Annotated in this window: 25 protein-coding genes; 12 read left to right on the top strand and 13 right to left on the bottom strand. The window is 68.2% G+C overall.

The window, feature by feature from the left end; genetic code table 11:
- Nucleotides 1–123: 123 nt before the first annotated feature.
- Both QE449_RS10905 and galE read left to right on the top strand, forming a co-directional pair.
- Nucleotides 124–810, top strand: coding sequence for a metal-dependent transcriptional regulator (locus tag QE449_RS10905; protein ID WP_027505168.1), 687 nt, complete (start codon nt 124–126; stop codon nt 808–810).
- A gap of 48 nt (nt 811–858) precedes the next feature.
- The gene (galE, locus tag QE449_RS10900) at nt 859–1,842 is read left to right on the top strand and encodes a UDP-glucose 4-epimerase GalE (protein ID WP_307108807.1); all 984 of its coding nucleotides are present in this window, start codon (nt 859–861) and stop codon (nt 1,840–1,842) included.
- Between the two features lie 8 nt (nt 1,843–1,850).
- Here the strand turns inward: galE and QE449_RS10895 are convergent, their stop codons facing one another.
- A complete protein-coding gene (locus QE449_RS10895) occupies nt 1,851–2,921 on the bottom strand; it encodes a DUF4192 domain-containing protein (RefSeq protein WP_307108806.1) in 1,071 nt (356 codons plus the stop codon).
- 138 nt (nt 2,922–3,059) lie between these two features.
- On the opposite strand from QE449_RS10895, the gene dtd reads away from it, so the two are divergent.
- Complete coding sequence (gene dtd, locus QE449_RS10890) at nt 3,060–3,491, top strand: D-aminoacyl-tRNA deacylase (protein ID WP_222645293.1); 432 nt, start codon at nt 3,060–3,062, stop codon at nt 3,489–3,491.
- A 1-nt stretch (nt 3,492) separates the two neighbouring features.
- Here dtd and QE449_RS10885 read toward each other — a convergent pair whose 3' ends face one another.
- The 4 genes from QE449_RS10885 to QE449_RS10870 form a co-directional block, all read right to left on the bottom strand.
- Nucleotides 3,493–4,143, bottom strand: coding sequence for a trimeric intracellular cation channel family protein (locus tag QE449_RS10885; RefSeq protein ID WP_027505164.1), 651 nt, complete (start codon nt 4,141–4,143; stop codon nt 3,493–3,495).
- A gap of 3 nt (nt 4,144–4,146) precedes the next feature.
- Entirely contained in the window at nt 4,147–4,956 is an 810-nt protein-coding gene (locus QE449_RS10880) for a sensor domain-containing protein (RefSeq protein WP_307108805.1), read from the bottom strand.
- A gap of 125 nt (nt 4,957–5,081) precedes the next feature.
- Entirely contained in the window at nt 5,082–5,720 is a 639-nt protein-coding gene (locus QE449_RS10875) for an MBL fold metallo-hydrolase (RefSeq protein WP_307108804.1), read from the bottom strand.
- Entirely contained in the window at nt 5,717–6,802 is a 1,086-nt protein-coding gene (locus tag QE449_RS10870) for an S-(hydroxymethyl)mycothiol dehydrogenase (RefSeq protein WP_027505161.1), read from the bottom strand. Before QE449_RS10870 ends, QE449_RS10875 begins: the two co-directional genes overlap by 4 nt.
- Before the next feature lie 153 nt (nt 6,803–6,955).
- Here QE449_RS10870 and sthA point away from each other — a divergent pair, with 153 nt between their 5' ends.
- The 6 genes from sthA (at nt 6,956) to QE449_RS10840 (ending at nt 14,431) form a co-directional block, all read left to right on the top strand.
- Nucleotides 6,956–8,371 (top strand): Si-specific NAD(P)(+) transhydrogenase, encoded by a 1,416-nt coding sequence (gene sthA / locus QE449_RS10865; protein WP_027505160.1) that lies wholly within the window; start codon nt 6,956–6,958, stop codon nt 8,369–8,371.
- A 149-nt stretch (nt 8,372–8,520) separates the two neighbouring features.
- A complete protein-coding gene (locus tag QE449_RS10860; RefSeq protein WP_204867686.1) occupies nt 8,521–9,498 on the top strand; it encodes a proteasome assembly chaperone family protein in 978 nt (325 codons plus the stop codon).
- Between the two features lie 109 nt (nt 9,499–9,607).
- Nucleotides 9,608–10,645 carry an alpha/beta fold hydrolase gene (locus QE449_RS10855; protein WP_307108803.1) on the top strand — a complete coding sequence of 346 codons (1,038 nt, stop codon included), beginning with the start codon at nt 9,608–9,610 and terminating at the stop codon, nt 10,643–10,645.
- Between the two features lie 9 nt (nt 10,646–10,654).
- Entirely contained in the window at nt 10,655–13,153 is a 2,499-nt protein-coding gene (locus tag QE449_RS10850; RefSeq protein WP_307108802.1) for an RNA helicase, read from the top strand.
- 10 nt (nt 13,154–13,163) lie between these two features.
- The gene (locus QE449_RS10845) at nt 13,164–13,853 is read left to right on the top strand and encodes a PhzF family phenazine biosynthesis protein (protein WP_307108801.1); all 690 of its coding nucleotides are present in this window, start codon (nt 13,164–13,166) and stop codon (nt 13,851–13,853) included.
- Between the two features lie 47 nt (nt 13,854–13,900).
- Nucleotides 13,901–14,431, top strand: coding sequence for a hypothetical protein (locus QE449_RS10840; protein ID WP_307108800.1), 531 nt, complete (start codon nt 13,901–13,903; stop codon nt 14,429–14,431).
- 13 nt (nt 14,432–14,444) lie between these two features.
- Here the strand turns inward: QE449_RS10840 and QE449_RS10835 are convergent, their stop codons facing one another.
- Nucleotides 14,445–15,137 carry a hypothetical protein gene (locus tag QE449_RS10835; protein WP_027505155.1) on the bottom strand — a complete coding sequence of 231 codons (693 nt, stop codon included), beginning with the start codon at nt 15,135–15,137 and terminating at the stop codon, nt 14,445–14,447.
- Between the two features lie 37 nt (nt 15,138–15,174).
- On the opposite strand from QE449_RS10835, the gene QE449_RS10830 reads away from it, so the two are divergent.
- The gene (locus tag QE449_RS10830; RefSeq protein ID WP_037185345.1) at nt 15,175–15,366 is read left to right on the top strand and encodes a hypothetical protein; all 192 of its coding nucleotides are present in this window, start codon (nt 15,175–15,177) and stop codon (nt 15,364–15,366) included.
- A gap of 17 nt (nt 15,367–15,383) precedes the next feature.
- Here the strand turns inward: QE449_RS10830 and QE449_RS10825 are convergent, their stop codons facing one another.
- The 6 genes from QE449_RS10825 to QE449_RS10800 form a co-directional block, all read right to left on the bottom strand.
- On the bottom strand, nt 15,384–16,223 hold the full coding sequence (locus QE449_RS10825; RefSeq protein WP_307108799.1) for an SDR family NAD(P)-dependent oxidoreductase: 840 nt from the start codon (nt 16,221–16,223) through the stop codon (nt 15,384–15,386).
- Complete coding sequence (locus QE449_RS10820) at nt 16,220–16,831, bottom strand: dihydrofolate reductase family protein (RefSeq protein WP_307108798.1); 612 nt, start codon at nt 16,829–16,831, stop codon at nt 16,220–16,222. Before QE449_RS10820 ends, QE449_RS10825 begins: the two co-directional genes overlap by 4 nt.
- Nucleotides 16,832–17,048: 217 nt before the next feature.
- Nucleotides 17,049–17,390, bottom strand: coding sequence for a hypothetical protein (locus tag QE449_RS10815; protein WP_222637645.1), 342 nt, complete (start codon nt 17,388–17,390; stop codon nt 17,049–17,051).
- Between the two features lie 5 nt (nt 17,391–17,395).
- Entirely contained in the window at nt 17,396–18,601 is a 1,206-nt protein-coding gene (locus QE449_RS10810; protein WP_222631506.1) for an aspartate aminotransferase family protein, read from the bottom strand.
- Between the two features lie 57 nt (nt 18,602–18,658).
- Entirely contained in the window at nt 18,659–19,315 is a 657-nt protein-coding gene (locus tag QE449_RS10805; RefSeq protein WP_222630917.1) for a Pr6Pr family membrane protein, read from the bottom strand.
- Between the two features lie 48 nt (nt 19,316–19,363).
- Nucleotides 19,364–19,630: a helix-turn-helix domain-containing protein gene (locus QE449_RS10800; RefSeq protein WP_027505150.1), complete on the bottom strand. Its 267-nt coding sequence runs from the start codon at nt 19,628–19,630 to the stop codon at nt 19,364–19,366.
- 79 nt (nt 19,631–19,709) lie between these two features.
- Here QE449_RS10800 and map point away from each other — a divergent pair, with 79 nt between their 5' ends.
- Nucleotides 19,710–20,477 (top strand): type I methionyl aminopeptidase, encoded by a 768-nt coding sequence (map, locus tag QE449_RS10795; protein WP_027505149.1) that lies wholly within the window; start codon nt 19,710–19,712, stop codon nt 20,475–20,477.
- A gap of 20 nt (nt 20,478–20,497) precedes the next feature.
- Nucleotides 20,498–24,424, top strand: a complete 3,927-nt coding sequence (gene hrpA, locus QE449_RS10790) for an ATP-dependent RNA helicase HrpA (protein WP_307108797.1) — start codon at nt 20,498–20,500, stop codon at nt 24,422–24,424.
- A gap of 1 nt (nt 24,425) precedes the next feature.
- Here hrpA and nrdR read toward each other — a convergent pair whose 3' ends face one another.
- Nucleotides 24,426–24,923 (bottom strand): transcriptional regulator NrdR, encoded by a 498-nt coding sequence (gene nrdR / locus QE449_RS10785; RefSeq protein WP_027505147.1) that lies wholly within the window; start codon nt 24,921–24,923, stop codon nt 24,426–24,428.
- Between the last annotated feature and the right edge of the window lie 77 nt (nt 24,924–25,000).

The raw sequence follows: 25,000 nt of genomic DNA, 5'->3' as shown, positions 1-25,000 counted from the left end.
ACTCGCGCACACGTGCTCGACGGGTCGTGGCAGGGCGGACACACCGCGGCTCACCACGCCGCACCTGGACCCACCGGTGGACCGTCCGTACCGGTAGAATCCACGACGACGAAGGGTGTGATTGTGAAGGATCTGGTGGACACCACCGAGATGTATCTCCGGACCATCTACGACTTGGAAGAAGAAGGGGTCGTTCCCCTGCGCGCCCGCATCGCCGAGCGCCTCGAGCAGAGCGGACCGACCGTGAGCCAGACCGTGGCTCGGATGGAGCGCGACGGGCTGCTCCTGGTCGCGGGCGACCGGCATCTGCAGCTGACGGAGAAGGGCCGTGAGCTCGCGGTCGCCGTGATGCGCAAGCACCGGCTCGCCGAGCGGCTGCTCGTGGACGTGATCGGCCTGCGCTGGGAGGACGTGCACGCCGAGGCCTGCCGCTGGGAGCACGTCATGAGCGAGGAGGTCGAACGTCGCCTCGTCGAGGTGCTGGACAACCCGACCACCTCGCCGTACGGGAACCCGATTCCCGGTCTCGCACTGCTGGGTTCGTCCCGGCCGACCGAGCAGCCGGAGGATCTGGTGCGCCTCAGCGACATCGCGCCCGGAACGCCCACCGCCGTGGTGGTGCGCCGCCTCGCGGAGTACGTGCAGTCCGACCCCGACACGATCGCGCGCCTGCGCGAAGCCGGAGTCGTCCCGGACGCGCGCGTCACCGTGTCCGTCACGCCGGGCGCGGTCACCATCACCGTGCCGGGCCACGACGACGTCGACCTGTCCGAGGAGATGGCGCACGCCGTTCAGGTCCGCACCATCTAGCTGCTCGGGTCTCTCGCGGAGTTCCCAGACACAGGAATCGGAGTTCGAGTGAAGTTCGTGGTGACCGGCGGCGCCGGCTACGTCGGCAGTGTGTGTGCGGCCGTCCTGATGGAGAACGATCACGACGTCGTCGTGGTCGACGATCTGTCCACCGGCAACGCCGACGGAGTGCCCTCGGGTGCGGAGTTCGTCGAGGGCCCCGTCGCCGAGGTCGTCTCGTCCGTGCTCGGACGCGAGAAGGTCGACGGGGTCCTCCACTTCGCGGCTCAGTCGTTGGTCGGCGAGTCGGTGGAGAAGCCGGAGAAGTACTGGCGCGGCAACCTCGGTGCGGCGCTGGAACTGCTCGATGCCGTCGTCGAGCACCAGGTTCCGCGCCTCGTGTTCTCCTCGACCGCCGCGACGTACGGGGAGCCCGAGCGCACGCCCATCACGGAGGACTTCCCCACTCGGCCCACCAACCCGTACGGAGCCAGCAAGCTCGCGATCGACCATGCGATCACGGGATACACCGCGGCGCACGGGTTCGGGGCGACCAGCCTCCGGTACTTCAACGTGGCCGGAGCACACGCCGGCCTCGGCGAGAACCGTGTCGTCGAGACCCACCTCATTCCTCTCGTCCTGCAGGTCGCTCTCGGACACCGTGAGTCCATCTCGGTGTTCGGCACCGATTGGCCGACACCGGACGGTACGGCCGTCCGTGACTACATTCACGTCCGCGATCTGGCCGACGCGCACCTGCGCGCCCTGTCCCAGAGCGTCCCCGGGAGTCACCGGATCTTCAATCTGGGTAGTGGCGAAGGGTTCTCGGTGCGCGAGGTCATCGACGCGTGCCGCCGCGTCACCGGGGTCGACATCGCCGTCACGGACGCACCCCGGCGAGCCGGCGATCCGGCAGTGCTCGTCGCGTCGAGCGAGAAGGCCATGGCCGAGCTCGGCTGGAAGCCCGAGCTCACCGATCTCGACGTGATCGTCGCGGACGCCTGGGCGTTCCTGCAGTCTCTCGGCGACAGGGCGCACTCCGCCCGTCGCTGACCCCGGGCTCACACCGCGTCCGGCGGCAACTCGACCCCCAGGTCCTCCGCCAGTGACCGCGCGGACAGCACGAGCTCGCGCACCACGGTGGGTCGCACACCGTTCTGCAGAGCCGTGTCCAGCAGTTGCGCGAAGCGGTACTCCGGATCCGCGGTCAACGCCGTCTGCAGCGCCACCCCGGCGAGCGGTCCGTCTCCGCGCAGGTACGCCCACGCCCCCAGCATCGTCGCGGGGTGCGCTCGGTCCGGTCCGCTGACCCGCCGCGTCAGCTCGACCCACACCGCCTCGGCCGTGGGTCCCAGCGCGGTCGTCGCGAGGCCGAGAACGGCGTCCCGCACCGCGATCGTGCTGATCGCCACCATGATGCGTGCCGCCGTCAGGTGGTCGAGCTCGTCGGAGGCGTGCAGCGCCTCGAGGAAGACGACCGTGTCCGCCAGCAGGTCCGAGTGGCCGACCGGCCCGTCCTCCAGCTCGACCCGCAGTCGGCTGTTGCGGAACCGTTCGCACTCCGACTCCGGAACGGGTTGCAGCAGCAGCGCGATCTCCGACCGGGACGTGCGGATCTGCCGTCCCGCCATCACTCGGGACGCCGCGACCTGCGACGATCCGGGATCGGGCAGTGTGCCGCACCGCGAATCACCACCCAGGCTGCGCCACCGCTGACCGACCGCCAGGTGGGACACGTGGTGCACACCGAACAGGTCGATCCCGCGCGGGTCGAGTGTGTCCCGCAGAGCATCGGCCACCACCTCGTACGGCATCGTGAACTTCGACCCGGTGATCAGCACCGCGACGACCGCGTCCAGACCCTCTCTCGTGCAGACCTCGCCGCACCGCTCGATCACGTCGGCGAGCTCGGGTGAGTCGAGCCGGTCGGAGAGGTCCTGCCGCATGCACATCTCCACGACGGTGGGGCTGCCGGTGCTGAGGCAGATGAGCACGATGGACCGCGCCGGCACGAAGCCGAGCAGAGCCGGAACGGCGGCGATGAGGTCGCCCACCGACGTCACGACGGGGTGGTCCGCCGTCGTGGACGACGGGGATCGATGGCGGGGAACGGGGTACGGGCGTCGAGTCATGAGGAGGACTGTCCGCGTGCGGCCGACAGGTCCTCCGGGGTCGACCTGGGCCGATGAAACGGCCTGTGGATCGGCCCGCGCCCGGGGATGGACGCTTGCGCGGCTGCCACACTCGTCAGGAGACGACGAGAGGCAACCGTGCGCGCAGTGATTCAGCGAGTGAGCGAAGCGACCGTTCGAGTCGACGGCGTGGAGGTCGGACGTATCGGCGCCGGACTCCTGGCCCTCGTCGGGGTGTCACCGTCGGACGGCGGCGCGGACGTCGAATACGTCGCCCGCAAGATCGCGGATCTCCGCATCCTGCCGGACGAACGATCCGTCTCGGACGATCCCGACGCAGCCGAGGTCCTCGTCGTGTCCCAGTTCACGCTGTACGGGGACACGCGCAAGGGCCGTCGGCCGTCGTGGAACGGTGCGGCGTCGGGCGACATCGCGGAACCGCTGGTCGATGCGGTGGTGGCGTCGCTCCGTGCGCGCGGCATCACGGTCGCGACAGGTGTGTTCGGCGCACACATGGCGGTGCAGTCGGTGAACGACGGGCCCATGACCGTCCTCGTCGACAGCCCCTGACTCACCGGCCTCGTCGGCGCCGCGGACGGCGCCACACCACTTCCTCCGGCAACATCCAGCCGCGACGGCGCGCGAGGAGACACAGGGCCGCGCCGACCACGGTCGCGGCGATCAGAGCTATCGTCGGTTGCCCTGCAGCCTGCACCACCACGAGGGTGGCGCTCGCGATCAGGGCGCACGACGCGTAGAGCGTGTTGCCACCGAAGATGGTGGGGATGCGCCCCACCGCGACGTCGCGGATCGCACCGCCGCCCACCGCGGTGACGGCGCCGAGCCCGATGGCCGGGAGCCACCCGAGCCCGACGCCCAGGGTCTTCTGCGCTCCCGCCGCGGCCCAACAACCGAGTGCCAGCGCGTCGACGTAGGGGAAGACGCGGTCCCACCCACGCCCTTCGAAGCGCACGGCGAACGCGACGACGGCACCGATCAGCGCCACCGTCAGATAGCGGTAGTCGGTGAGTGCGACGGGCGGCCCGGCCTGGAGCAGCGTGTCGCGGATGATGCCGCCGCCGAGCCCCGACACGATGGCGAGAACCGAGAAGCCGACCAGGTCGAAGCGGAAGGCCCGAGCGACGGCGCCGCCGAGAAGGGCGTTGGCGAAGACACCCGTGAGGTCGAGGACCCGGAACAGCTCGGGCACTGCCCATGACATGGGCTATCCCCCGGCCTTGACCTTCTGCACCGCGGCGGTGAACGTGCGGTCGAGCGTGGCGGAGTCGGGCGTCAGTTCCCCGAAGGACATGTACGTCGCCGTGACGCGGACGTCGTCGACCTGGGCGAGCAGCGACAGCATGGACTGCGTGACCTCGCCCGCCTGGCCACCGGAGGTGACGGTACGACGTAGCGCGAGGGTGTCGTCGGCACCGATGGGCGGGGGCGGGACGATGTCGGTGGTCACCAGGCTCGTCACACCGGCTGAGGTGGCCTCGACCTCGGAGCACTGCTCCCAGAGTGCCTTCCGATCCTCCAGCGTCGTGTCCACCCGCGACAACTCGATGGAGATGGTGGCCCGGTCGTCGGGATCGGTCGCGACGAGCAGTGCCGTCGAGTCGGGATCGGACGATCGTGCCTCGGGCTTGCATCCCGTCGGTTCGACGGACGCGTCGGCCGCGATGCCGTCGAGGTCCTGAGCCGCCTGCGCCACGGCCTGCGGGGGCAACACCACGGCCTGGTACGGCGCCGTGAAGGTGCTGGGATCGAGGAGCAGGGCCGACAGCGATCCCGCCGCGTCGGGACTCGCCGAGGTGCTGGACGAAGAGCTCGACGGTGTGGTGGTGGTCGACGACGACGAGCCGGGTGCACTGGACGGCGCGGCGGAGGGCGGCGGACCGCCGGCCTCCGGCGTCCCGCTCACCGTGGAGCCACCGCATCCCGCCAGCACGGCGGCGGCGAGGGCGACGAGCGCACCGGCACGCACCGCGGACACTCTGCTGGTGGCACCGGTACTCGTCGCTCGCGTCTGCATGTCTCCCCTGTCGGTGAGGTCCCCGGGCGTCCGGTGACCGTGCGTGGCCTCGACGCTGCCACACCGGCGCCCGCCCGCCCGCGGGCCACACCGAGGGGTGTCCGGTTCGTTACCCGGGACTCGGCTCAGGATCCGCGTGCGATCCATTCCTCGAGATGGGGCGATTCGTCGCCGATGGACGTCCCGTCCCCGTGTCCGGTGTTGACCACCGTCTCCGGTGACAGGGCGAACAGTCGTTCCCGGATGCTGCCGATGATCGTCGGGAAGTCCGAGTAGGACCGCCCGGTGGCACCGGGCCCGCCGGAGAACAACGTGTCGCCGCTGAAGAGCTGACCGGCCTCGGGGAGATACAGGCAACTCGATCCCGGTGAGTGACCCGGCGTGTGCAGGACCTCGATCTCGGTGCCGGCGACCGAGATCCGGTCCCCGTCCGCCAGATCACGGTGAGCCAGTCCCGGGTGCGTCTGTTCCCAGAGCACGTCGTCTGCCGGGTGCAGCAGGATCGGTGCGTCGAGCCGCTCCGCGAGCTCGGGCGCGACCGTCACGTGGTCGTTGTGTCCGTGGGTGCACACCACGGCGACGACCTTCCGGCCACCGACCGCGTCGACGATCGGGGCCGCGTCGTGCGCTGCGTCGACGATCACCACCTCGGAGTCGTCGCCGACGATCCAGATGTTGTTGTCGACGGCCCAGGATCCGCCGTCGAGCTCGAACGTGCCCGTGGTGACGACCTTCTCGACACGGAAGCCGGAAGGCGTGGTCACAGGACCACCACCGAACGCAGGACCTGACCCTTGGCCATGGTGTCGAACGCCGCCTCGACGTCGTCCAGCGCGATGCGCTCGGTCACGAACTTCTCCAGCGGCAGACGACCCTGCTGGTACAGGTCGACCAGCATCGGGAAGTCGCGCTCGGGAAGGCAGTCGCCGTACCAGGAGGACTTGAGTGAACCGCCGCGACTGAAGAAGTCGATCAACGGCATCTCGAGCGTCATGTCCGGCGTCGGGACACCGACCAGGACGACGGTGCCGGCCAGGTCGCGGGCGTAGAAGGCCTGCTTCCACGTCTCGGGACGTCCGACGGCGTCGATGACCACGTCGGCACCGAAGCCGCCCGTCAACTCCTGGATGGCCTCGACCGCGTCCACGTCGGAGGCGTCGACGGTGTGCGTGGCACCCAGGCCCGTCGCCCACTCGAGCTTGCCCTTGTCGCGGTCCACCGCGATGATCGTGCCCGCTCCTGCCAGCCGGGCACCGGCGATGGCGGCGTCACCGACACCACCGCAGCCGATCACCGCGACCGAGTCGCCGCGACCGACGTTGCCGGTGTTCATCGCCGCGCCGAGGCCCGCCATGACGCCGCAGCCGAGCAGTCCGACGACGGCGGGGTCGGCGGAGGGATCGACCTTGGTGCACTGGCCCTCGTGCACGAGGGTCTTGTCGGCGAAGGCGCCGATGCCCAGTGCGGGCGAGAGTTCCGTGCCGTCCTCTAGTGTCATCTTCTGCGAGGCGTTGTGCGTGTCGAAGCAGTACCAGGGCTCACCGCGCTTGCAGGCACGACACTGACCGCACACGGCGCGCCAGTTGAGCACCACGAAGTCGCCGACCTCGACGTGGGTGACCGCGTCGCCGACCGTCTCCACGATGCCGGCCGCCTCGTGGCCGAGCAGGAACGGGAACTCGTCGTTGATGCCACCCTCGCGGTAGTGCAGGTCGGTGTGGCAGACGCCGCAGGCCTGCACCCGCACGACCACGTCGTTGGAGCCCGGATCGGGGATGACGATCGTCTCGAGGGACACCGGAGCACCCTTGCTCCGAGCGACGACGCCGCGGACCTGCTGTGGCATTTCTTGCCTCCATCTGTCGGTACTGCCGGTTGCTGCGAACCTGACCGTCACCCTAACGATGCACAGGTGCGAACTGCTGCATCGGAGAGGTGTTCACCCAGTCGTGACACGCACGGCACACCGGATTCTCCTGACGGGACTACTTGTTGGGGCATGTCGGACCAACTCGAATACGACCTGGTAGTCATCGGTTCCGGACCGGGAGGGCAGAAGGCCGCGATCGCGGCGGCGAAACTGGGCAAGCGCGTCGCCATCATCGAGAAGGGCAGCATGCTCGGCGGCGTGTGCGTCAACACGGGCACCATCCCGTCGAAGACGCTGCGCGAGGCGGTTCTCTATCTGACAGGCCTCAATCAACGCGAGCTCTACGGAGCGAGCTATCGCGTCAAGGCGAACATCACGCCGTCGGATCTGCTGGCCCGGACGTCCCACGTGATCGGCAAGGAGGTCGAGGTCGTCCGATCGCAATTACTGCGCAACCGAATAGAGATGATCACCGGCGAGGGCCGGTTCCTCGACGCGCACACCATCGCGGTGGACGACCGCAGCCGCGGCGAGCGCATCACGGTCGGCGCGCGGAACGTCGTGATCGCCACCGGGACGGCGCCCGCCCGTCCCGACGACGTCGAGTTCGACAACTACCGCGTGCTGGACTCCGACGGCATTCTGGATCTGCAGTTCATCCCGTCGTCGATGGTGGTGGTCGGAGCCGGCGTCATCGGGATCGAGTACGCCTCCATGTTCGCGGCGCTCGGATGCAAGGTGACCGTGGTCGAGAAGCGCGACACCATGCTCGACTTCTGTGACCGTGAGATCGTCGAGTCGCTGCAGTTCCACCTGCGCGACCTCGCGGTCACGTTCCGCTTCGGCGAGGCGGTCACGGCCGTCGACGTGGGTCCGTCGGGAACGGTCACCACGCTGGCGAGCGGGAAGAAGATCCCGGCCGAGACGGTGATGTACTCGGCCGGACGTCAGGGCATGACCGACGGGCTGGATCTGGAGAAGGCCGGACTCGAGGCGGACGCCCGAGGACGGATCGACGTCGACGACGACTTCCAGACCAAGGTGGACACGATCTACGCGGTCGGTGATGTCATCGGATTCCCCGCGTTGGCCGCTACGTCGATGGATCAAGGCCGACTGGCCGCGTATCACGCCTTCGGCGAGCCGGGGAACAAGCTCACCGACCTCCAGCCCATCGGTATCTACTCCATCCCGGAGGTGTCCTACGTCGGCGCGACCGAGGTGGAACTGACGAAGAACTCGGTTCCCTACGAGGTGGGCGTGTCCCGCTACCGCGAACTCGCGCGCGGACAGATCGCGGGAGACTCCCACGGGATGCTGAAACTGATCGTGTCCACCGTCGACCGACGGGTCCTCGGCGTGCACATCTTCGGTTCCGGCGCGACCGACCTCGTGCACATCGGCCAGGCGGTCATGGGGTGCGGGGGCACGGTCGACTATCTGGTCGACGCCGTCTTCAACTATCCGACCATGTCCGAGGCGTACAAGGTCGCGGCGCTGGACGTCGCCAACAAGATCCGGGCTCTGGAGGCTTTCACGCGCTGACCGGCGACGGCGGGGAATGTCGGGGTCCCCGCCGTCGTTGGGAGGAGAAACGGGTGAAGCCCGGTCGCGCAGGGTCGCTGTGGGAAAATGGGGTAACCGCACAGTGGTGCCCCGGCAGGACACGCACGGCGACGAGGAAGGACACCGGCATGGACGAGAAGTCGAGAATGTACGAGCTGGAGTTTCCAGCGCCCCGAGTGTCGTCCGAGGACGGCGTGGGTCCGGTGCTGGTTCACGGCCTCGAGGGTTTCTCCGACGCAGGTCACGCGGTCAAGCTGGCCACCACGCATCTGCGCGAGACCCTGGAGACCGAACTGGTGGCGTCCTTCGACGTCGACGAGCTGCTCGACTACCGCTCACGTCGCCCCATGATGACGTTCTCCGCCGACCACTTCTCCGATTACGACGAGCCGCACCTCAATCTCTACGCGGTGCAGGACGCCGTGGGCACCCCGTTCCTGCTGTTGGCGGGTCTCGAACCCGACCTGAAGTGGGAGAAGTTCACCACCGCGGTGCGTCTGCTGTCGGAGCAGCTCGGAGTACGCCGCACCATCGGCCTCAACTCCATTCCCATGGCGGTGCCGCACACCCGGCCGCTGGGCGTCACCGCCCACTCCAGCGACACCGACCTGGTGGGCGAGCACCACAAGTGGTCGGGTGAGCTGCAGGTGCCGGCCAGCGCCTCGTCCCTGCTCGAGTACCGCATGGCTCAGCACGGCCACGAATCGATGGGCTTCTCGGTGCACGTGCCGCACTACCTGGCACAGACGGCGTACCCGAGCGCGGCGGAGACGCTGCTCGAACTGGTCGCCGAATCGTCGAAGCTGACCATCCCGTTGAACGCACTGACGGAATCCGCGGCACGGGTGCGCGAGCAGGTCGACCAGCACGTCGAGGGCAACCCGGAGGTCCAGTCCGTGGTCCAGGCACTCGAGCGTCAGTACGACACCTTCGTCACGGCGCAGGAGCAGCAGTCGACGCTCCTCGCCGCGGACGAGGAACTGCCCAGCGGCGACGAACTGGGTGCCGAGTTCGAGAAGTTCCTCGCGGAGCAGACCGAGTTCGTCGAGGACGAGCCGTCGCCCGAGACGCACGAGGGTCCCGAGGACGGAACAGACCGCTCCTGACGTCACGAGTTCTTACCCAGCCGTAACCCGACGGCTGTGTGAACGGTGACGATCCCGGTTTACGCTCGGTCGGCGACACACACGGTGCCGCCGATCGAGAGGGGCCGGGATGTCCGACACACGCCGCCGCGCCCTGCGTCCGGTTCCCGACGCGGAACCGCGGCTGCACTTCCGCACGGTGCACGGTTATCGACGTGCCTTCCGGATGGCGGGAGACGGACCGGTACTGCTGCTGATCCACGGCATCGGTGACAGCTCCGAGACCTGGCTCGACGTGCTCCCCCATCTCGCGTCGAAGTACACCGTCATCGCGCCGGACCTGCTCGGCCACGGACTGAGCGACAAGCCTCGTGCCGACTACTCGGTGGCCGCATACGCGAACGGCATCCGCGATCTGCTCGTCACCCTCAACATCGACGCGGTGTCCGTGGTGGGCCACTCGCTCGGCGGCGGTGTGGCCATGCAGTTCGCCTACCAGTATCCGGACATGGTCGAGCGCCTCGTCCTCGTCTCGGCGGGCGGTGTCACCAAGGACGTGCACCCGGCACTGCGACTCATGTCCACGCCCATCGTCAACGAGGCGTTCAAACTGCTGCGCCTGCCCGGAGCCATGCGCCTGCTGCGCATGGCGGGCGCTGCGATCGACCAGTTGGACGGCACTCCTCTGCACCCCGGGGCCGTCCTGCACGACACGCCCGATCTGGTCCGCGTCCTCGGCAACCTTCTCGACTCCACCGCCTACGACGCCTACCTGCGCACGCTGCGGGCCGTCGTCGACTGGCGCGGGCAGGTGGTCACCATGCTCGACCGGTGTTACCTGACCGAGAACCTGCCCGTGCAACTCATCTGGGGTGATCAGGACACGGTCATCCCCATTGCCCACGCGACGCTCGCTCACGCCGCGATGCCCGGCTCCCGCCTCGACGTCTTCGCCGGCGCCGGCCACTTCCCGTACCGCGACGATCCGATGCGATTCCTCGAGGTCCTGGAGAACTTCCTCGGTACGACGATGCCGCTGAAGTTCGACGAACAGCGGTGGCGGCAGATGCTCGTCTCCGGTGTCGGCGAGGACGCCATCACCGGCAGTGCGACGACGAGGCAGGCGGTCCTGGGTGCCATGGGGTCGGACGAGAGGTCGGCTACGTAACCTGTAGTGATGCTGCTGACCGAGATGGTTCCTGACTCCGCGTCGGCCGACGATCTGTACGACGCGTTCACCACCTGGGTCTCCGACCGTGGACTCGAGCTGTATCCGCTGCAGGACGAGGCGGTCATCGAGCTGGTCTCCGGCAACAACGTGGTGCTCGCCACCCCCACCGGGTCGGGAAAGTCGATGGTGGCCATCGCCGCTCACTTCGCCGCGTACGCGGCCGGCATCCGATCGTTCTACACGGCGCCGATCAAGGCGCTCGTCAGCGAGAAGTTCTTCGCACTGTGCGAGATCTTCGGCGCGGACAAGGTCGGCATGGTCACGGGCGACGCCTCGGTCAACGCATCGGCACCCATCATCTGTGCGACAGCGGAGATCGTCGCCAACATGGCACTGCGGGAAGGACCGGACTCGTCCATCGGCCAGGTGATCATGGACGAGTTCCACTACTATTCCGAGCCCGATCGCGGCTGGGCGTGGCAGGTGCCGCTCATCGAACTCCCCCACGCCCAGTTTCTGCTGATGTCCGCCACTCTCGGCGACGTCTCCTTCTTCCGCGACGACCTGACCCGCCGGACCGGACGGGTCACCACCGTCGTCGAGGGCTCCGAACGCCCTGTGCCGCTGATGTTCTCCTACCGACTCACACCCGTCGTCGAGACCATCGAGGAACTCGTCTCCACGCACCTCGCACCCGTCTACGTCGTGCACTTCACGCAGGCCTCCGCACTCGAACGGGCTCAGGCGCTCACCTCGATCACCGTCGCCTCCAAGGAGACCCGTGCGGCCATCGCCGAGGCCATCGGTGGGTTCCGGTTCACCACCGGTTTCGGTAAGACGCTGTCCCGCTTGGTCCGTCACGGCATCGGCGTGCACCACGCGGGCATGCTGCCGCGCTACCGGCGGCTCGTCGAGAAGCTGGCGCAGGAGGGTCTGCTCGCCGTGATCTGCGGAACGGACACTCTCGGCGTCGGGATCAACGTGCCCATCCGCACCGTGCTGCTCACCGGACTGACGAAGTACGACGGTGTTCGCACGCGCCAGTTGCGCGCCCGCGAGTTCCATCAGATCGCCGGTCGCGCAGGCAGAGCCGGCTACGACACGCTCGGCACCGTCATGGTGCAGGCACCCGAACACGAGGTCGAGAACGCCCGACTCGTCGCCAAGGCGGGCGACGATCCCAAGAAGCTGAAACGTATTCAGCGCAAGAAAGCACCCGACGGTTTCGTCTCCTGGGGCAAGCCCAGTTTCGAGCGACTCGTGGCGGCGAGCCCGGAGCCGCTGACATCGAAGTTCTCGGTGAACAACTCGATGCTGCTCAACGTCATCGCCCGCCCGGGCAGTTGTTTCGACGCGATGCGGCATCTGCTCGAGGACAACCACGAGACCAGGGCGAACCAACGGCGACACATTCTCCAGGCGGTGCGGTTGTACCGGGGTCTACGCGACGCCGGCATCGTCGAACAGCTTCCCGAGCCGGACGAGGACGGGCGCACCGCACGGCTCACCGTCGACCTGCAGCGCGATTTCGCTCTCAATCAGCCGCTGTCGCCGTTCGCCCTCGCGTCGTTCGAGCTGCTCGACCAGGAGTCGCCGTCCTACGCGCTCGACGTGGTGTCCGTCATCGAGGCCACCCTGGACGACCCGCGCCAGATCCTGATGGCACAGCAGCACGCGGCGCGCGGCGAAGCCGTGGCGCAGATGAAGGCGGACGGCCTCGAGTACGAGGAACGCATGGAGTTGCTCGAGGAGGTGACCTGGCCCAAGCCCCTGGCCGGTCTTCTGGGCCCCGCCTTCGAGATCTACCGCGGTGGGCACCCCTGGCTGTCCGAGTTCGGCCTCTCCCCCAAGTCCGTGGTGCGCGACATGATCGAGAAGTCGATGACGTTCACGGAGCTGGTCTCACACTACGGTCTCTCCCGCTCGGAGGGCTCCGTGCTGCGGTACCTCGCCGACGCGTATCGCGCTCTGCGACAGACGGTTCCACCGGAGGCTCGCACCGAGGACGTCCAGGACATCACCGAATGGCTCGGCGAAACGGTGCGCCAGGTCGACTCGAGCCTTCTCGACGAGTGGGAGAACCTCACCGATCCGACGTTCGAGGAGGACGGTACACCCGTCGTCGCGTACGGAGCCGACACACCGAAACCCATCTCTGCGAACCCCCGAGCGTTCCGGATCATGGTGCGCAACGCCCTGTTCCGACGCGTCGAGCTGGCGTCCCGTCGTCGCTGGGACCTCCTCGAGGAGCTGGGCGACGACGTCGATTGGCAGGACGAACTCGAGCCCTACTTCGAGGAGTACGGCGAGATCGGAATGACACCGACCGCGCGCGGACCCCACCTGTTCTCGTTCGTCCAGACCCGCGACGAGACCACCGCACGGCAAGTTCTCGACGACCCCGAGGGCGACCACGGGTGGTCCTTCGACGCCACAGTCGACGTCGAGGAGTCGGACGAACTGGCCGAGGTCGTGTTCGACGACATCACCGTCACCGCAGGCTGAGAGGAAGACCATGTCATTCGACGTCCATGTCGTGCGGGTGTTCACCGACGACCAGGGTCGATGGGGCAACCCCCTCGGCATCGTCGACGCTGCGTCCGTTGCCCCGTCGGATCGCCAGTCCGTGGCGCACGACCTGCAGTACAGCGAGACGGTGTTCGTCGATGTTCCCGAGAGCCCTGTCGACTCCGCCGCCCTCCGCATTCACACGCCCGCCGTCGAGTTGCCGTTCGCCGGGCACCCCACCGTGGGCACGGCAGCATGGCTGGCCGGCCGCGGAACTCCGGTGGAGACGTTGCTCGTCCCCGCGGGCGAGGTTGCCGTCCGAGTCGCCGACGGCGTCACCTACGTCCGGGCCCGGCCGGCGTGGGCGCCGCAGTTCGAGTTCCATCGGGTCTCTTCGCCTGCCGAGGTCCTCGACGTGGACCCGTCCGACTTCACCGAGGGTCACCACTACGTCTGGGCGTGGGTGGACGAAGACCGAGGTGCGATCCGTTCCCGCATGTTCGCACCCGACATGGGCGTCCCCGAGGACGAAGCCACGGGCGCGGCCGCCGTCCGCGTCACCGAACTGCTCGGTCGCGACCTGGGCATCGTGCAGGGCCGAGGCTCGGTGCTGTCGACCACGCTGTCCGACGACGGGTGGGTGGAGCTCGGTGGGCGAGTGGTGGTGGACACCTCGCGCACCGTTGCGAGCCACTGAAACAGACCGACCGTAACGGAACGGGTCGACGCCGACGATGACACTGCATGAGAAAATTCCGGGCCGCGCTCCTCGCCTGCACCGTCATCGTTCTGTCGTCCTGCGGTGCCGAGAACAGTGCGCCGACGGAGCCGAGCGTGGCGCCGTCGACAACGATCTCCACGCAGACCACGACGACTGCCGCCGCACCACCCCCCGCCGGCGCGCAGACGGTCACCGAGACAGTCGACGTCGAACCGATCTACACCGAACCCGTCCAGGCGGAGCCGGTGATTGTCGACTGCCAGATGGGCCTGGGACCGGTCGTCACGTACTGGTCGGACGGAACGGTCACGGGGTACAGCGACTACTGCCAGTCCGTTCACGATCAGGTCCTACAAAGCGAGATTGCCGCGAACACGCCGACCTGCGATGGTTCCGTCTGCACATATCCGAACGGCGCCTCGTACCCGGATCCGAATGCTGCGCCTGATGACAGGTGCACGAACCAGATCGACTACGCCGGCGACCCGAGATCGAACGCGGAGATCAACTCGCTCGGAGAAACGAACGGCGTCTGTCCTGCACCGATCGCGTGACAGACCGAAACCACTAGTCCAGCACGACCGCGATCTCACGCCCCAGCTCGACGCCCTCCGCCAAGGGAAGGTGATCGCCGCTCCAGAACCGGCCGGGGTCGTACCAGTTCGCGCGGCGCCGCGGTGGCTTCAGGCCCACCTTGTCGAAAGGTTTCAGCGGCGTCGGTGACTCTCGTGGATCGAGCAGGCCCATCGCCTCGTACGTCAGGGCAACCACCTCCGCGCAGTAGGCGGTCTCGAGTCGACGGTCGTCCTTGGCCGACACCGCTGGGAGCCGCCCCGCGAACCATCTACCCGCCAGCTTCGCGGTGGTCGGGAATGCGGTGCCGTCGAGTCGCGCGATGGTCCGCATCAGCTCGTCTTCTTGTTCACGCGTGATCGGCGACTGCAGTTGCCGGAACCAGCATTTCTGGTCGTAGCGCTCGCCCCAGTGAGTGACGGCGTCGCGTAGGTCGTGCAGCTGCACGCCGCGCTGATGGCGCCCGGTCCACATGTCGGGCAGTGACTGGCCCAACTCGGCATGCCACATCAAGGGCGGCAGGTCGTCGAGGACCACGGCCATGCCCACGTGATTCACCGGGCTGTTCGTCAGCGTCTGGATCGCTCGATCCGCCGCCGACCGGCCGCGGAAGATCCAGAGATCGCCTGTCCGCGTGGTCTCCACGGCGGTGGCGAGGTTGACTGAGGACACTCCGTCGACGCTCATCGACGACGAGCCTAGTTCGTGGCGCTAGCCTTCATGAATGGCTGCACGATCCCGAAAGATCTCCGTGCGCGGTCTGCTGAAGGTCGCAGGTCTCGCCGGCGCCGTCGGCGTGGCAGCGTCCGGCGTCCTCGTCGCCCGCAACGAGCGTCAGCGTCGTCAGTACGAACCGGACGAGGTGCGCGAGCGGTTGCACCAGCGGCTGGCCGTGGCCACGTCCACGAAGCGCTAGCGTTCGATCGTCACCTCCTAACTGCTCGGAGTGGCGAGCGCAGTCGCGGGAAAACGCTCGTCGCGCCGATAGTCCCCCAGTCGGCGCGCGAGCGCCTCGGCAACCTGTCCGGGCGCGTCATCGCCCACCAGCAGTCGCAGCCTGTCGTCGCCCGGGCTGCGGACATGGTCGACGATCGCCGCCGCAGCATCCGCGGGCGCCGTCCCACCGCCCGTCCCCTCTCGCGGCCACGGCACGGCGGGAGTGCCGAACACCGCGGTCCGCAGATCGTCGTAGTCGGGAGACGGAGCGCTGAATCGCATGCTTACTGTGCCCCACTGGGTGTCGACCGCGCCGAGCTCCGCGATGCTCACGCGAATCCCGAAATCCTTCACCTCAGCTGCCATCGCCTCACTGAAGGCTTCGAGCGCCCACTTCGACGCGGCGTACAGACCCAGGGTGGGCATCGTGCCGACGGCTCCGACGGTCGATATCTGCACGATGTGGCCGGACCGCCGAGGCCGCATGACCTCGACAGCCGCTTGACTGAGCCAGAGCGCACCGAAGAAGTTCGTGTCGACGATGTCGCGGGCCTCCTGCTCCGTCGTCTCCTCGATGGCACCCACCGCCCCGTGACCCGCGTTGTCGACCAGTACGTCGAGGCGGCCGAACTTCTCGACGACGGACGAGACGACCGCCCGCGCCGCGCCGCGATCGCGCACGTCCAGGTGATCGACGACGAGTCGCTCGTGAGCGGGAAGGTCTGCCTCGCCCCTCACGGTCGCGATCACGCTGTCCCCCACGTCGAGCACACGGTCCACTAGCGCGCGACCGAGCCCTCGACTCGCACCGGTGATCAGCCACACCCGGCCGCTCATGATCCGACCCCCGCTCGACGGGTGTACTCGGCGATGACGACTCCGGAGTCGAACGCCCGCAGTCGGGTGCGCTCGAACGGCCGGTCAGCGTATCGGGCACCGGCGAACAGGCGCACACCGTCTCCGAGAACAACCGGGTTGATCTTCAGGACGAGTCGGTCGATCTGGTCGACGAGGTCACCCGCCAGCGCTCCCCCACCCGCCAGCCAGATTCCGGCGCCGTCCTCCTCACGGAGCTCGCGGACGGTGGCGACGGGGTCCGCGGTGACCGTCACGTCCGGCGACTCCGTCTGCCGGTGCCGAGAAGCCACGAACTGCCGCAGGTGCGGGTAGGGGCTGACGATCCCCACGTCCAGGGCCGCGGAGTATGTCGTCCACCCCATGATCACCGTGTCGAACATCGTTGCGTCCGAATGGATCCCGAGCGCATCCTGCACGTGTCCGGGAAGTGTGTCCGCGAACTCGTCGACCAGCACGTCCATATGGTCGCCCTCGTCGAGGAACGCGCTCCAGGTGCCGTCGGGAGCCGCGATGAATCCGTCGAGACTCGTGGCGACGTAGTAGGTCAGTTCTCGCAGGGTCGAACCCCTCTCGGTCGGCCCTTGCACGGTAGGTGCTCGACCAGCGAGCGCGCGACCCCATTTTCGTGGCTGCAGTCGGGGCGCGCCTGACGCCACATGATTGCGACACATTCTGCGGATCGGTGGACATCGCGACGATCGTGTGGCAGAAAGCGCACGCAGGGGTTGAGGCCACACACACGCTGACGTTCTCGGGAGTCGCTGATGCTGCAGCATCCACCACTCCCGATGACGTCCGCGGGAACTACGGCGACTCCACCAACTCCGGCCCCGCGGGGAAGTCGAGCACGTATTCCTCGCCCACGTCCCCCACAGCATCGGACGCGGCGGTCGTCAGGACGATGCGGTGGTCGTCCAGAGATCGGATGCGCACCGTGCGCCCCTCGAACCGGAACCTGTTCATGAGGAACCGGAGGCCGCGGCGCTCCAACGCTTCTTCCGCATCGGGCCACTCCGACACCGCCGACAGGGGTCGACCCAGTCGATCGATGGGGATCAGATTCGGAGTCGCCGTCTGCATGTCGATCCACCCGACCACCTCGCCGTCCTCGCGGGCGTGCGGGATCCAGTGATCGGGAACTGCCACGACGCTCAGCTCACCGTGGCGTCCAGCGCCCGCGCGGTGGCGGACGCCATCTGTTCGACCTGCTCGTCGGTCATGACGAACGCCGGCGAGAACTGGATCGCGCCGTTGCCGGCCGCTCGCGCGGAGACACCTTCGCGGCGCAGAGTCTTGACGAACGGCATCGCGTAGGACGGATCGGCGAACTGCACCGCGGCGACGACACCCATCCCACTGCGGACCTCGCTGACCAGGTCGTGCGAGGCCAGGGGTGAGAGATGCCGGTGCAGCGTGGCTTCGAGGCGCGACGCGTGCGTCAGCAGGTCCTCGTTCTCGATGATGTCGAGGTTGGCCATGGCCGCGGCAGCGGCGCCGGCGTGCCCGCCGTACGTGTAGCCGTGGCGCCACCAGGCGCCGCCCTCGTAGAACGGCTCGGCGACGCGCGGGGCGACGAAGACCGCACCCATCGGCACGTAGCCCGACGTCAGACCCTTCGCGGTGCACATCATGTCGGGCTCGAGGCCCAGCTTCGACGACGCGAACCACGCTCCGCCGATACGACCGAATCCGGTCACCACCTCGTCGGCCACGAACAGGATGTCGTGGTCGCGGCAGATCTGACGCACCTCGTGCAGGTAGCCCTCGGGCGGCAGGTAGACCCCGCCGGCACCGATGATCGGCTCGGCGAAGAACGCGGCGATGGTGTCCGCGCCCTCCTTCTCGATCAGTTCGAGCAGCGCCTTGCCCTCGTCCCACGCGACCGTCCGCGCGTCCGTCATCAGCTCGCCGTAGTTCTCCCGGTTCAGCGGGAGTCCGGACAGTGCGGTGCCGGCGACGTGCATGCCGTGGTACGCCTTCTGGCGGCCGACGACGACGGTCTTGCCGGGCTTGCCCATCTGGTGCCAGTAACGCCGGGCCAGCTTGGCAGCGGTGTCGATCGAGTCGGAGCCGCCCGAGGTGAAGAAGACCTTGCTGCCCGCGACGGGCGCGATCGCTGCGAGGCGGTCGGCGAGTTCCAGCGTCACGTCGGGAACGACGTCGCCGAACGTCGAGTAGTGCGCGAGCGTGGACAGCTGCCGCGCCACGGCGTCCGCGATGGCGGTGCGGCCGTGACCCACGTTCGTGAACCACAGACCCGCGGTGCCGTCGAGATACTCGGTGCCGGCCGTGTCCCAGATGCGCGCGCCCTCACCTCGGGCGACGACGAATCGGCCGCCGGACTCGACGGTGTGCATGTCGGCGAAGCCGTGCCAGAACGCGGAGGACGTGTGCTGGGGAGTGGTCACGAGAGGTCAGCCTAGGCCACTCGTGGCGTGCTTCCGCGACCGGCGGGACGCCGCCAGTTCGCCCACTCTGTCGACCGCCAGGGCGATGAGCAGGAACGCCACGACCAGGACGGCGAGCCCGATCGCGAGGGGGCCGTACCCCCGCTCCCGCGGGTCCAGGAACGGATACGGGTACCACTCGACGATGGGCCCGCGGATCAGGCTGTAGACCCCGTAGACCAGGGGAAAGACCAACCACAGTACCGGCCCGCTCTCCGCGCTGCGACGACGTGGTGGCGCCAGGATCCAGTCGAGAACGATGAGGACGGGCACGATGCGGTGCAGCACCGAGTTGGTCCACGCGTCCTGGATCTGCACGTCGACGTTCGACAGCAACACCGCGTACACGATTCCGGTGATCACCATGTAGGTCGTGGCCGCCCCGCGAAGCCTGTCGAAGGTCTCGGAGCGGGGATCGACGACCCCGCCGATCACGAAGACCACGACGGCCAGCACGTTGCTCAGCACGGTGAAGTAGCTGAAGAAGTTGGCTAGCGAGAATCCGGCGACGTCCGCGGACCGGACGGGGATCCAGATCAGGGCGGCCAGCCCGAGCAGCGCGGCGACGACTCGGAGAACGCGCAGCGCGACAGGGGTGGCGACGCGATCGTCCGGCGGAGTCATGGAGCGATCCTCACACGAGCGCGGTCCTCGGCGCCGAGCAACGAAGCACTAGATCGCGACGCGATGCTCCCTGTCGCCCTGCCATGCGTCCACCGCGTCGGATACCGGCAGTCCCAGTGCCGCACAGATCTGCAGCACGGTCCCGAAGCTGGGGCTCGCGATCCGACCCACCTCGATCTTGCGGAGCGTCTCGGGTGAGATCCGGGCGTCACGGGCGACGATCTCGGGGTCTCGTCCCGCTCGTGCGGCGCGCAGGACGGCGCCGAGGCGACGACCGGCCTCGACCTGCTCGGGACTCAGGGGAATGCGGACCACGAGGTCAGCATAGCGGTATTCCTGTACCGGTCTGCTACCGTTCGTTGGTATTGAAATACCGACAGGAAGCGATGGACGGATGATCGAGCTCAAGGGCCCTGCCGAGATCGACAAGATGGCGGTGACCGGCGCGTTCGTGGCCGAGACACTGACGACGCTGTCGGAGCAGGCGCAGCCCGGCGTGAACCTGATGGATCTCGAGCATCACTGCCGCGACCTCGTCGCCACCCGCGGCGCGGTGTCCTGCTACTGGGACTACGCCCCCGAGTTCGGCAGCGGGCCGTTCCGCAACGTCATCTGCCTGTCGGTCAACGACCGTGTACTGCATGGCCTCCCGTTCGACCACACGCTCGCCGCAGGGGACGTCCTCAGCCTGGACTTCGCTGTCTCCATCGACGGATGGGTCGCCGACTCGGCGCTGACCGTCGTCGTCGGCGACAACCCTGATCCCGCAGACGTCGAACTGATCGAGAGCACCCGGCGCGCACTGGATGCCGGCATCGCCGCGGCCGTCGTCGGTGGGCGACTCGGGGACATCTCGGCGGCGATCGAGAACGTCGCCCGGGAGACCGGAAAGCAGGTCAACACCGATTTCGGTGGTCACGGCCTGGGCCGGACGATGCACGAGGACCCGCACGTGGCCAACGCCGGCCGTGCGGGATCGGGATTGACACTCCGGGCCGGCATGACACTCGCGTTGGAACCCTGGTGGTCCCGCGGGACGGCGAAGCTCGTCATGGACCCGGACGGATGGACCCTCCGGTCGGCCGACGGATCCATGACCGCCCATTCCGAGCACACCATCGCGATCACGGACGACGGGCCACGCATCCTGACACCGCGGTGACGGATAAACTGGCGTGAGCCATGTCGACATCTGCTCCCCCGTCCTCCGGACCCACCCGCCGCGACCTCACGGCCCGCCTGTCCGACCTCACCTTCCGTGACGCGCACAGGCTGCGCCGTCGGCTCGACCGCAGCCGCAAGCCCGCCGAACTCGAATCGATCGCTGCCGACATCGGCCGCGCCGAAGCCACGATCGCGGCTCGTCGAGCCTCCGTTCCCACGATCACGTACCCCGAGGCACTGCCGGTGTCCGCCCGCAAGGACGACATCGCAGCCGCCATCGCGGAGAACCAGGTCGTCATCGTCGCGGGCGAGACCGGCTCGGGCAAGACGACACAGATTCCGAAGATCTGCCTCGAGCTCGGTCGCGGCGTCCAGGGCGTCATCGGACACACACAGCCCCGGCGACTGGCCGCCAGGACGGTCGCGGAACGTATCGCCGACGAACTCGGGCAGGAGATCGGCGACGCCGTCGGTTACACGGTGCGCTTCACCGACCACTCCAGCGACAACACCCTCGTCAAGCTGATGACGGACGGCATCCTGCTCGCCGAGATCCAGCGGGATCGGCTGCTGCGTCGGTACGACACGATCATCATCGACGAGGCGCACGAGCGCAGCCTCAACATCGACTTCATCCTGGGATATCTCGCCCGGTTGCTCCCCCAGCGTCCCGATCTGAAGGTCATCGTCACCTCGGCCACCATCGACCCTGGCCGCTTCGCGCACCACTTCGCGGTGAACGGCGTCGACGCGCCGATCGTCGAGGTGTCGGGCCGGACGTTCCCCGTCGAGGTCCGGTATCGGCCGCTCACGGTCGAGAACGGCGAGCAGACCATCGAACTCGACCCGGTCGACGCCACGTGCGACGCCGTCGAGGAACTGCTCACCGAACCGGAGGGCGATGTCCTCGTGTTCCTGTCGGGCGAGCGCGAGATCCGCGACACCGCCGATGCTCTGAAGGACCGCCGACTGCGCAACGTCGAGATTCTTCCGCTCTACGCCCGGCTGTCGGCAGCCGAGCAGCACCGCGTCTTCACCGGCCACACCGGTCGACGAGTCGTGTTGTCCACCAACGTCGCCGAGACGTCGCTCACCGTGCCCGGCATCCGGTACGTCGTCGACCCCGGAACCGCGCGCATCTCGCGGTACTCGCTGCGCACCAAGGTGCAGCGTCTGCCGATCGAACCCATCTCGCAGGCGTCGGCCCGCCAGCGTGCCGGCCGGTGCGGTCGCGTCGCGGACGGCATCTGCATCCGGCTGTACTCGGAGGAGGACTTCGAGGCCCGCCCCGAGTACACGGATCCCGAGATCCTGCGCACGAACCTCGCATCGGTGATCCTGCAGATGGCCTCGCTGGGACTGGGCCGAATCGACGCGTTCCCGTTCGTCGAGGCACCGGACCCGCGCAGCATCCGTGACGGCCTGGGCCTGCTCGACGAACTCGGGGCGCTCGAGTCGCAGGGCGAGGACGGGCCCGTCCTCACCTCGCTCGGCAAGGAGCTCGCCGGCCTCCCGGTCGACCCGCGCATGGCGCGCATGCTGGTCGAGGCCAACCGCAACGGATGCCTGCGGGAAGTTCTCGTCATCGTCTCGGCGCTCTCGATCCAGGACGTGCGCGAGCGGCCCGCGGAGCATCAGCAGGCCGCCGACGAGATGCACAAGCGTTTCGTGGTGGAGGGTTCGGACTTTCTCGCACTGTGGCAACTGTGGACGTATCTGGGAGACCAGCGCCGAGAGCTGTCCTCCAACCAGTTCCGACGCATGTGCCGATCGGAATTCCTGCATTACCTGCGCATCCGCGAATGGCAGGACCTGCACGGTCAGCTGCGCCAGATCACGCGCGGCCTGGGCTGGACCATGCCTGACGCGGGCGACTCCTCGGAGCCGAACCATGCCGTGATCCACCAGGCACTGCTGCCGGGCCTGTTGTCGCACATCGGTCTTCGTGAGGGCGACAAGAAGGATTTCCTCGGAGCACGTGGGTCGACCTTCGCCGTCTTCCCCGGTTCGAGCCTGTTCCGCAAGCCGCCGCGCTGGATCATGGCGGCCGAACTCGTGGAGACCAGCAGACTCTGGGCCCGGATGGGTGCGCGCATCGAACCCGAATGGGCCGAGAAGCTGGCCCCGCACCTGATCAAACGCCAGTACTCGGAGCCGCACTGGTCGACGAAGCGCGAAGTGGCGATGGCCTACGAACGCGTCACGCTGTACGGCATTCCTCTCGCCGCCCGCCGGCCCGTCACCTTCAGCGGTATCGATGCCGAGGTGTCTCGCGACTTGTTCATCCGCCACGCTCTCGTACAGGGCGAGTGGCGGACGCACCACCGCTTCTTCCACGCGAACCAGGAGATGCGCAGCGACGCCGAGGAACTGGAGTCGCGCGCCCGCCGACGCGACATCGTCGTCGACGACGACACCCTCTTCGCCTTCTACGACGAGCGTGTACCTGCGACCGTGGTGTCGGCCCGTCACTTCGACCGGTGGTGGAAGAAGGCATCCCGCACGACGCCGGACCTGCTCGACTTCGACCGCGCCACCGTCGTCAACCCGGACGCCGCCGCGGTCGTCGAGGGCGACTACCCCGACGCCTGGCGTCAGGGCGAGGCGCAGTTCCCCCTGACCTACCAGTTCGAGCCGGGCAAGGAGGACGACGGCGTCACCATCACCATTCCCATCGCCCTCCTCCCCCGCGTCGCCGACGTCGGATTCGATTGGCTCGTCCCCGGCATGCGCGTCGAGTTGGTGACGGCCCTGATCAAGACTCTTCCGAAGGAGTTGCGCCGCAACGTCGTCCCAGCGCCCGACCACGCGGTGGCCGCCGTCGCGGCGATGCGACCGAGGACGGAACCACTACTGGTCGCACTGTCGCGTGAACTCACCCGCATGGGCGCCGTGCCGATCGCACCGTCGGATTTCGACCCGGCCGCGCTGCCCCGCCACCTGAAGATGACGTTCGTGGTGGTCGACGATCGCGGCCGTCGACTGGACAAGGACACGTCCCTCTCCGCCTTGCGCACCCGACTCGGTGCCGCCGCGGCCGCTGCGGTCGGCGTCGCCGCCAAGGACTCGGAGAAGGCCCCGGTGACACGGTGGACGTCCGAGACCATCGGCACACTCGAGCCCACCGTCACCCGAACGGTCAACTCGCAGAAGGTGACCGGGTATCCCGCCCTGGTTCCCGAGAAGGGCGGGGTCGCCGTTCGTGTCCTGGGCACCGCCGCCGAGCAGCGAGCAGCGATGCGCGAGGGCACCCGACGCCTCCTGCTCGACGCCATCCCATTGTCGACGAAGAACCTGCTCACCGGACGCTCCCCGGCTCAGCGGCTCGCGCTGGGGCAGAATCCGCACGGAAGCATCGAGGCGTTCGTCGAGGACTGCCGCACCCTCGCGGCCGACGAGCTCATGATGAAGCACGGCGGCCCGGTGTCCACGCCCGAGGCGTATGCGGTGCTGGAGAAGGCGGTCCGGGGCGAGCTCGCCGGCCGGACGGCCGCGGTGCTCCGGGTGGCGGAACCATCTCTCGGTGCCGCGACGAGGGTCCGCCTCGCACTCGACGACGCGACGGGTGATGCCGCGGACGACGTGCGCCAGCAGCTGGACGGGCTGATCTTCCCCGGATACGTCTTCGAGACCGGCGAAGCGCACCTGCCACATCTTCCGCGCTACCTCGCGGCGGCCGAGCGCCGACTTCGCGCATTCCCGTCCAGCGCTCGCCGCGACGCGGCGGGGATGGACGTGCTGGACCGCGTCTATGCGGACTACGACGCCCTGCTCGGGTCGGTACCGGACTCGGTGGGCCGCAGCGATGCCGTGCGGGAGATCGCCTGGATGATCGAGGAGCTGAGGGTCAACCTGTTCGCTCAGACCCTGGGAACGCTGTACCCGGTGAGCGAGAAGCGGGTGCGCAAGGCCATCGACGACGTCCGACGTGCGGTGCGGCGCTGACTCACCGCTGAGCGGCGGGCTCCGCGTCCTGGGCGGGGGCGGCATCGTGCTCGGCGCGGTGGCGACGAAGGTCCTCGATCTCGCGCTCGAAGTCGTCCGCACTGCTGAACGAGCGGTAGACGGAGGCGAATCGGAGGTAGGCCACCTCGTCGAGATCGCGCAGTGGCCCGAGGATGGCGAGCCCTACCTCGTTGCTGGGGATCTCGGCCGACCCGGAAGCCCGCACCGTGTCCTCGACCTGCTGGGCGAGGAGGACGAGCGCGTCGTTGTCGACCTGGCGGCCCTGGCAGGCCCGACGGACTCCCTTGACCACCTTCTCGCGACTGAACGGCTCACTCACGCCACTGCGTTTCACGACGGAGAGCACTGCTGTCTCCACCGTGGTGAAGCGTCGACCGCACTCGGGGCAGGAACGACGCCGCCGGATCGCCTGGCCCTCTTCCGCTTCACGCGAATCGACGACGCGCGAGTCGGGGTGACGGCAGAACGGGCAGTGCATCGGACAGAGACCCCTCGATGGCTCGGGCATTTCCCGAGCGCCACGGCGGCTCTCGGTGTGTCCAGCGTACCGGGACG

The sequence above is a fragment of the Rhodococcus sp. SORGH_AS_0303 genome, from assembly GCF_030819335.1.
GTDB lineage: Bacteria > Actinomycetota > Actinomycetes > Mycobacteriales > Mycobacteriaceae > Rhodococcoides.
Note: the sequence above shows the minus strand (reverse complement) of the source record. Positions and strands in the feature narration are given on the sequence as shown.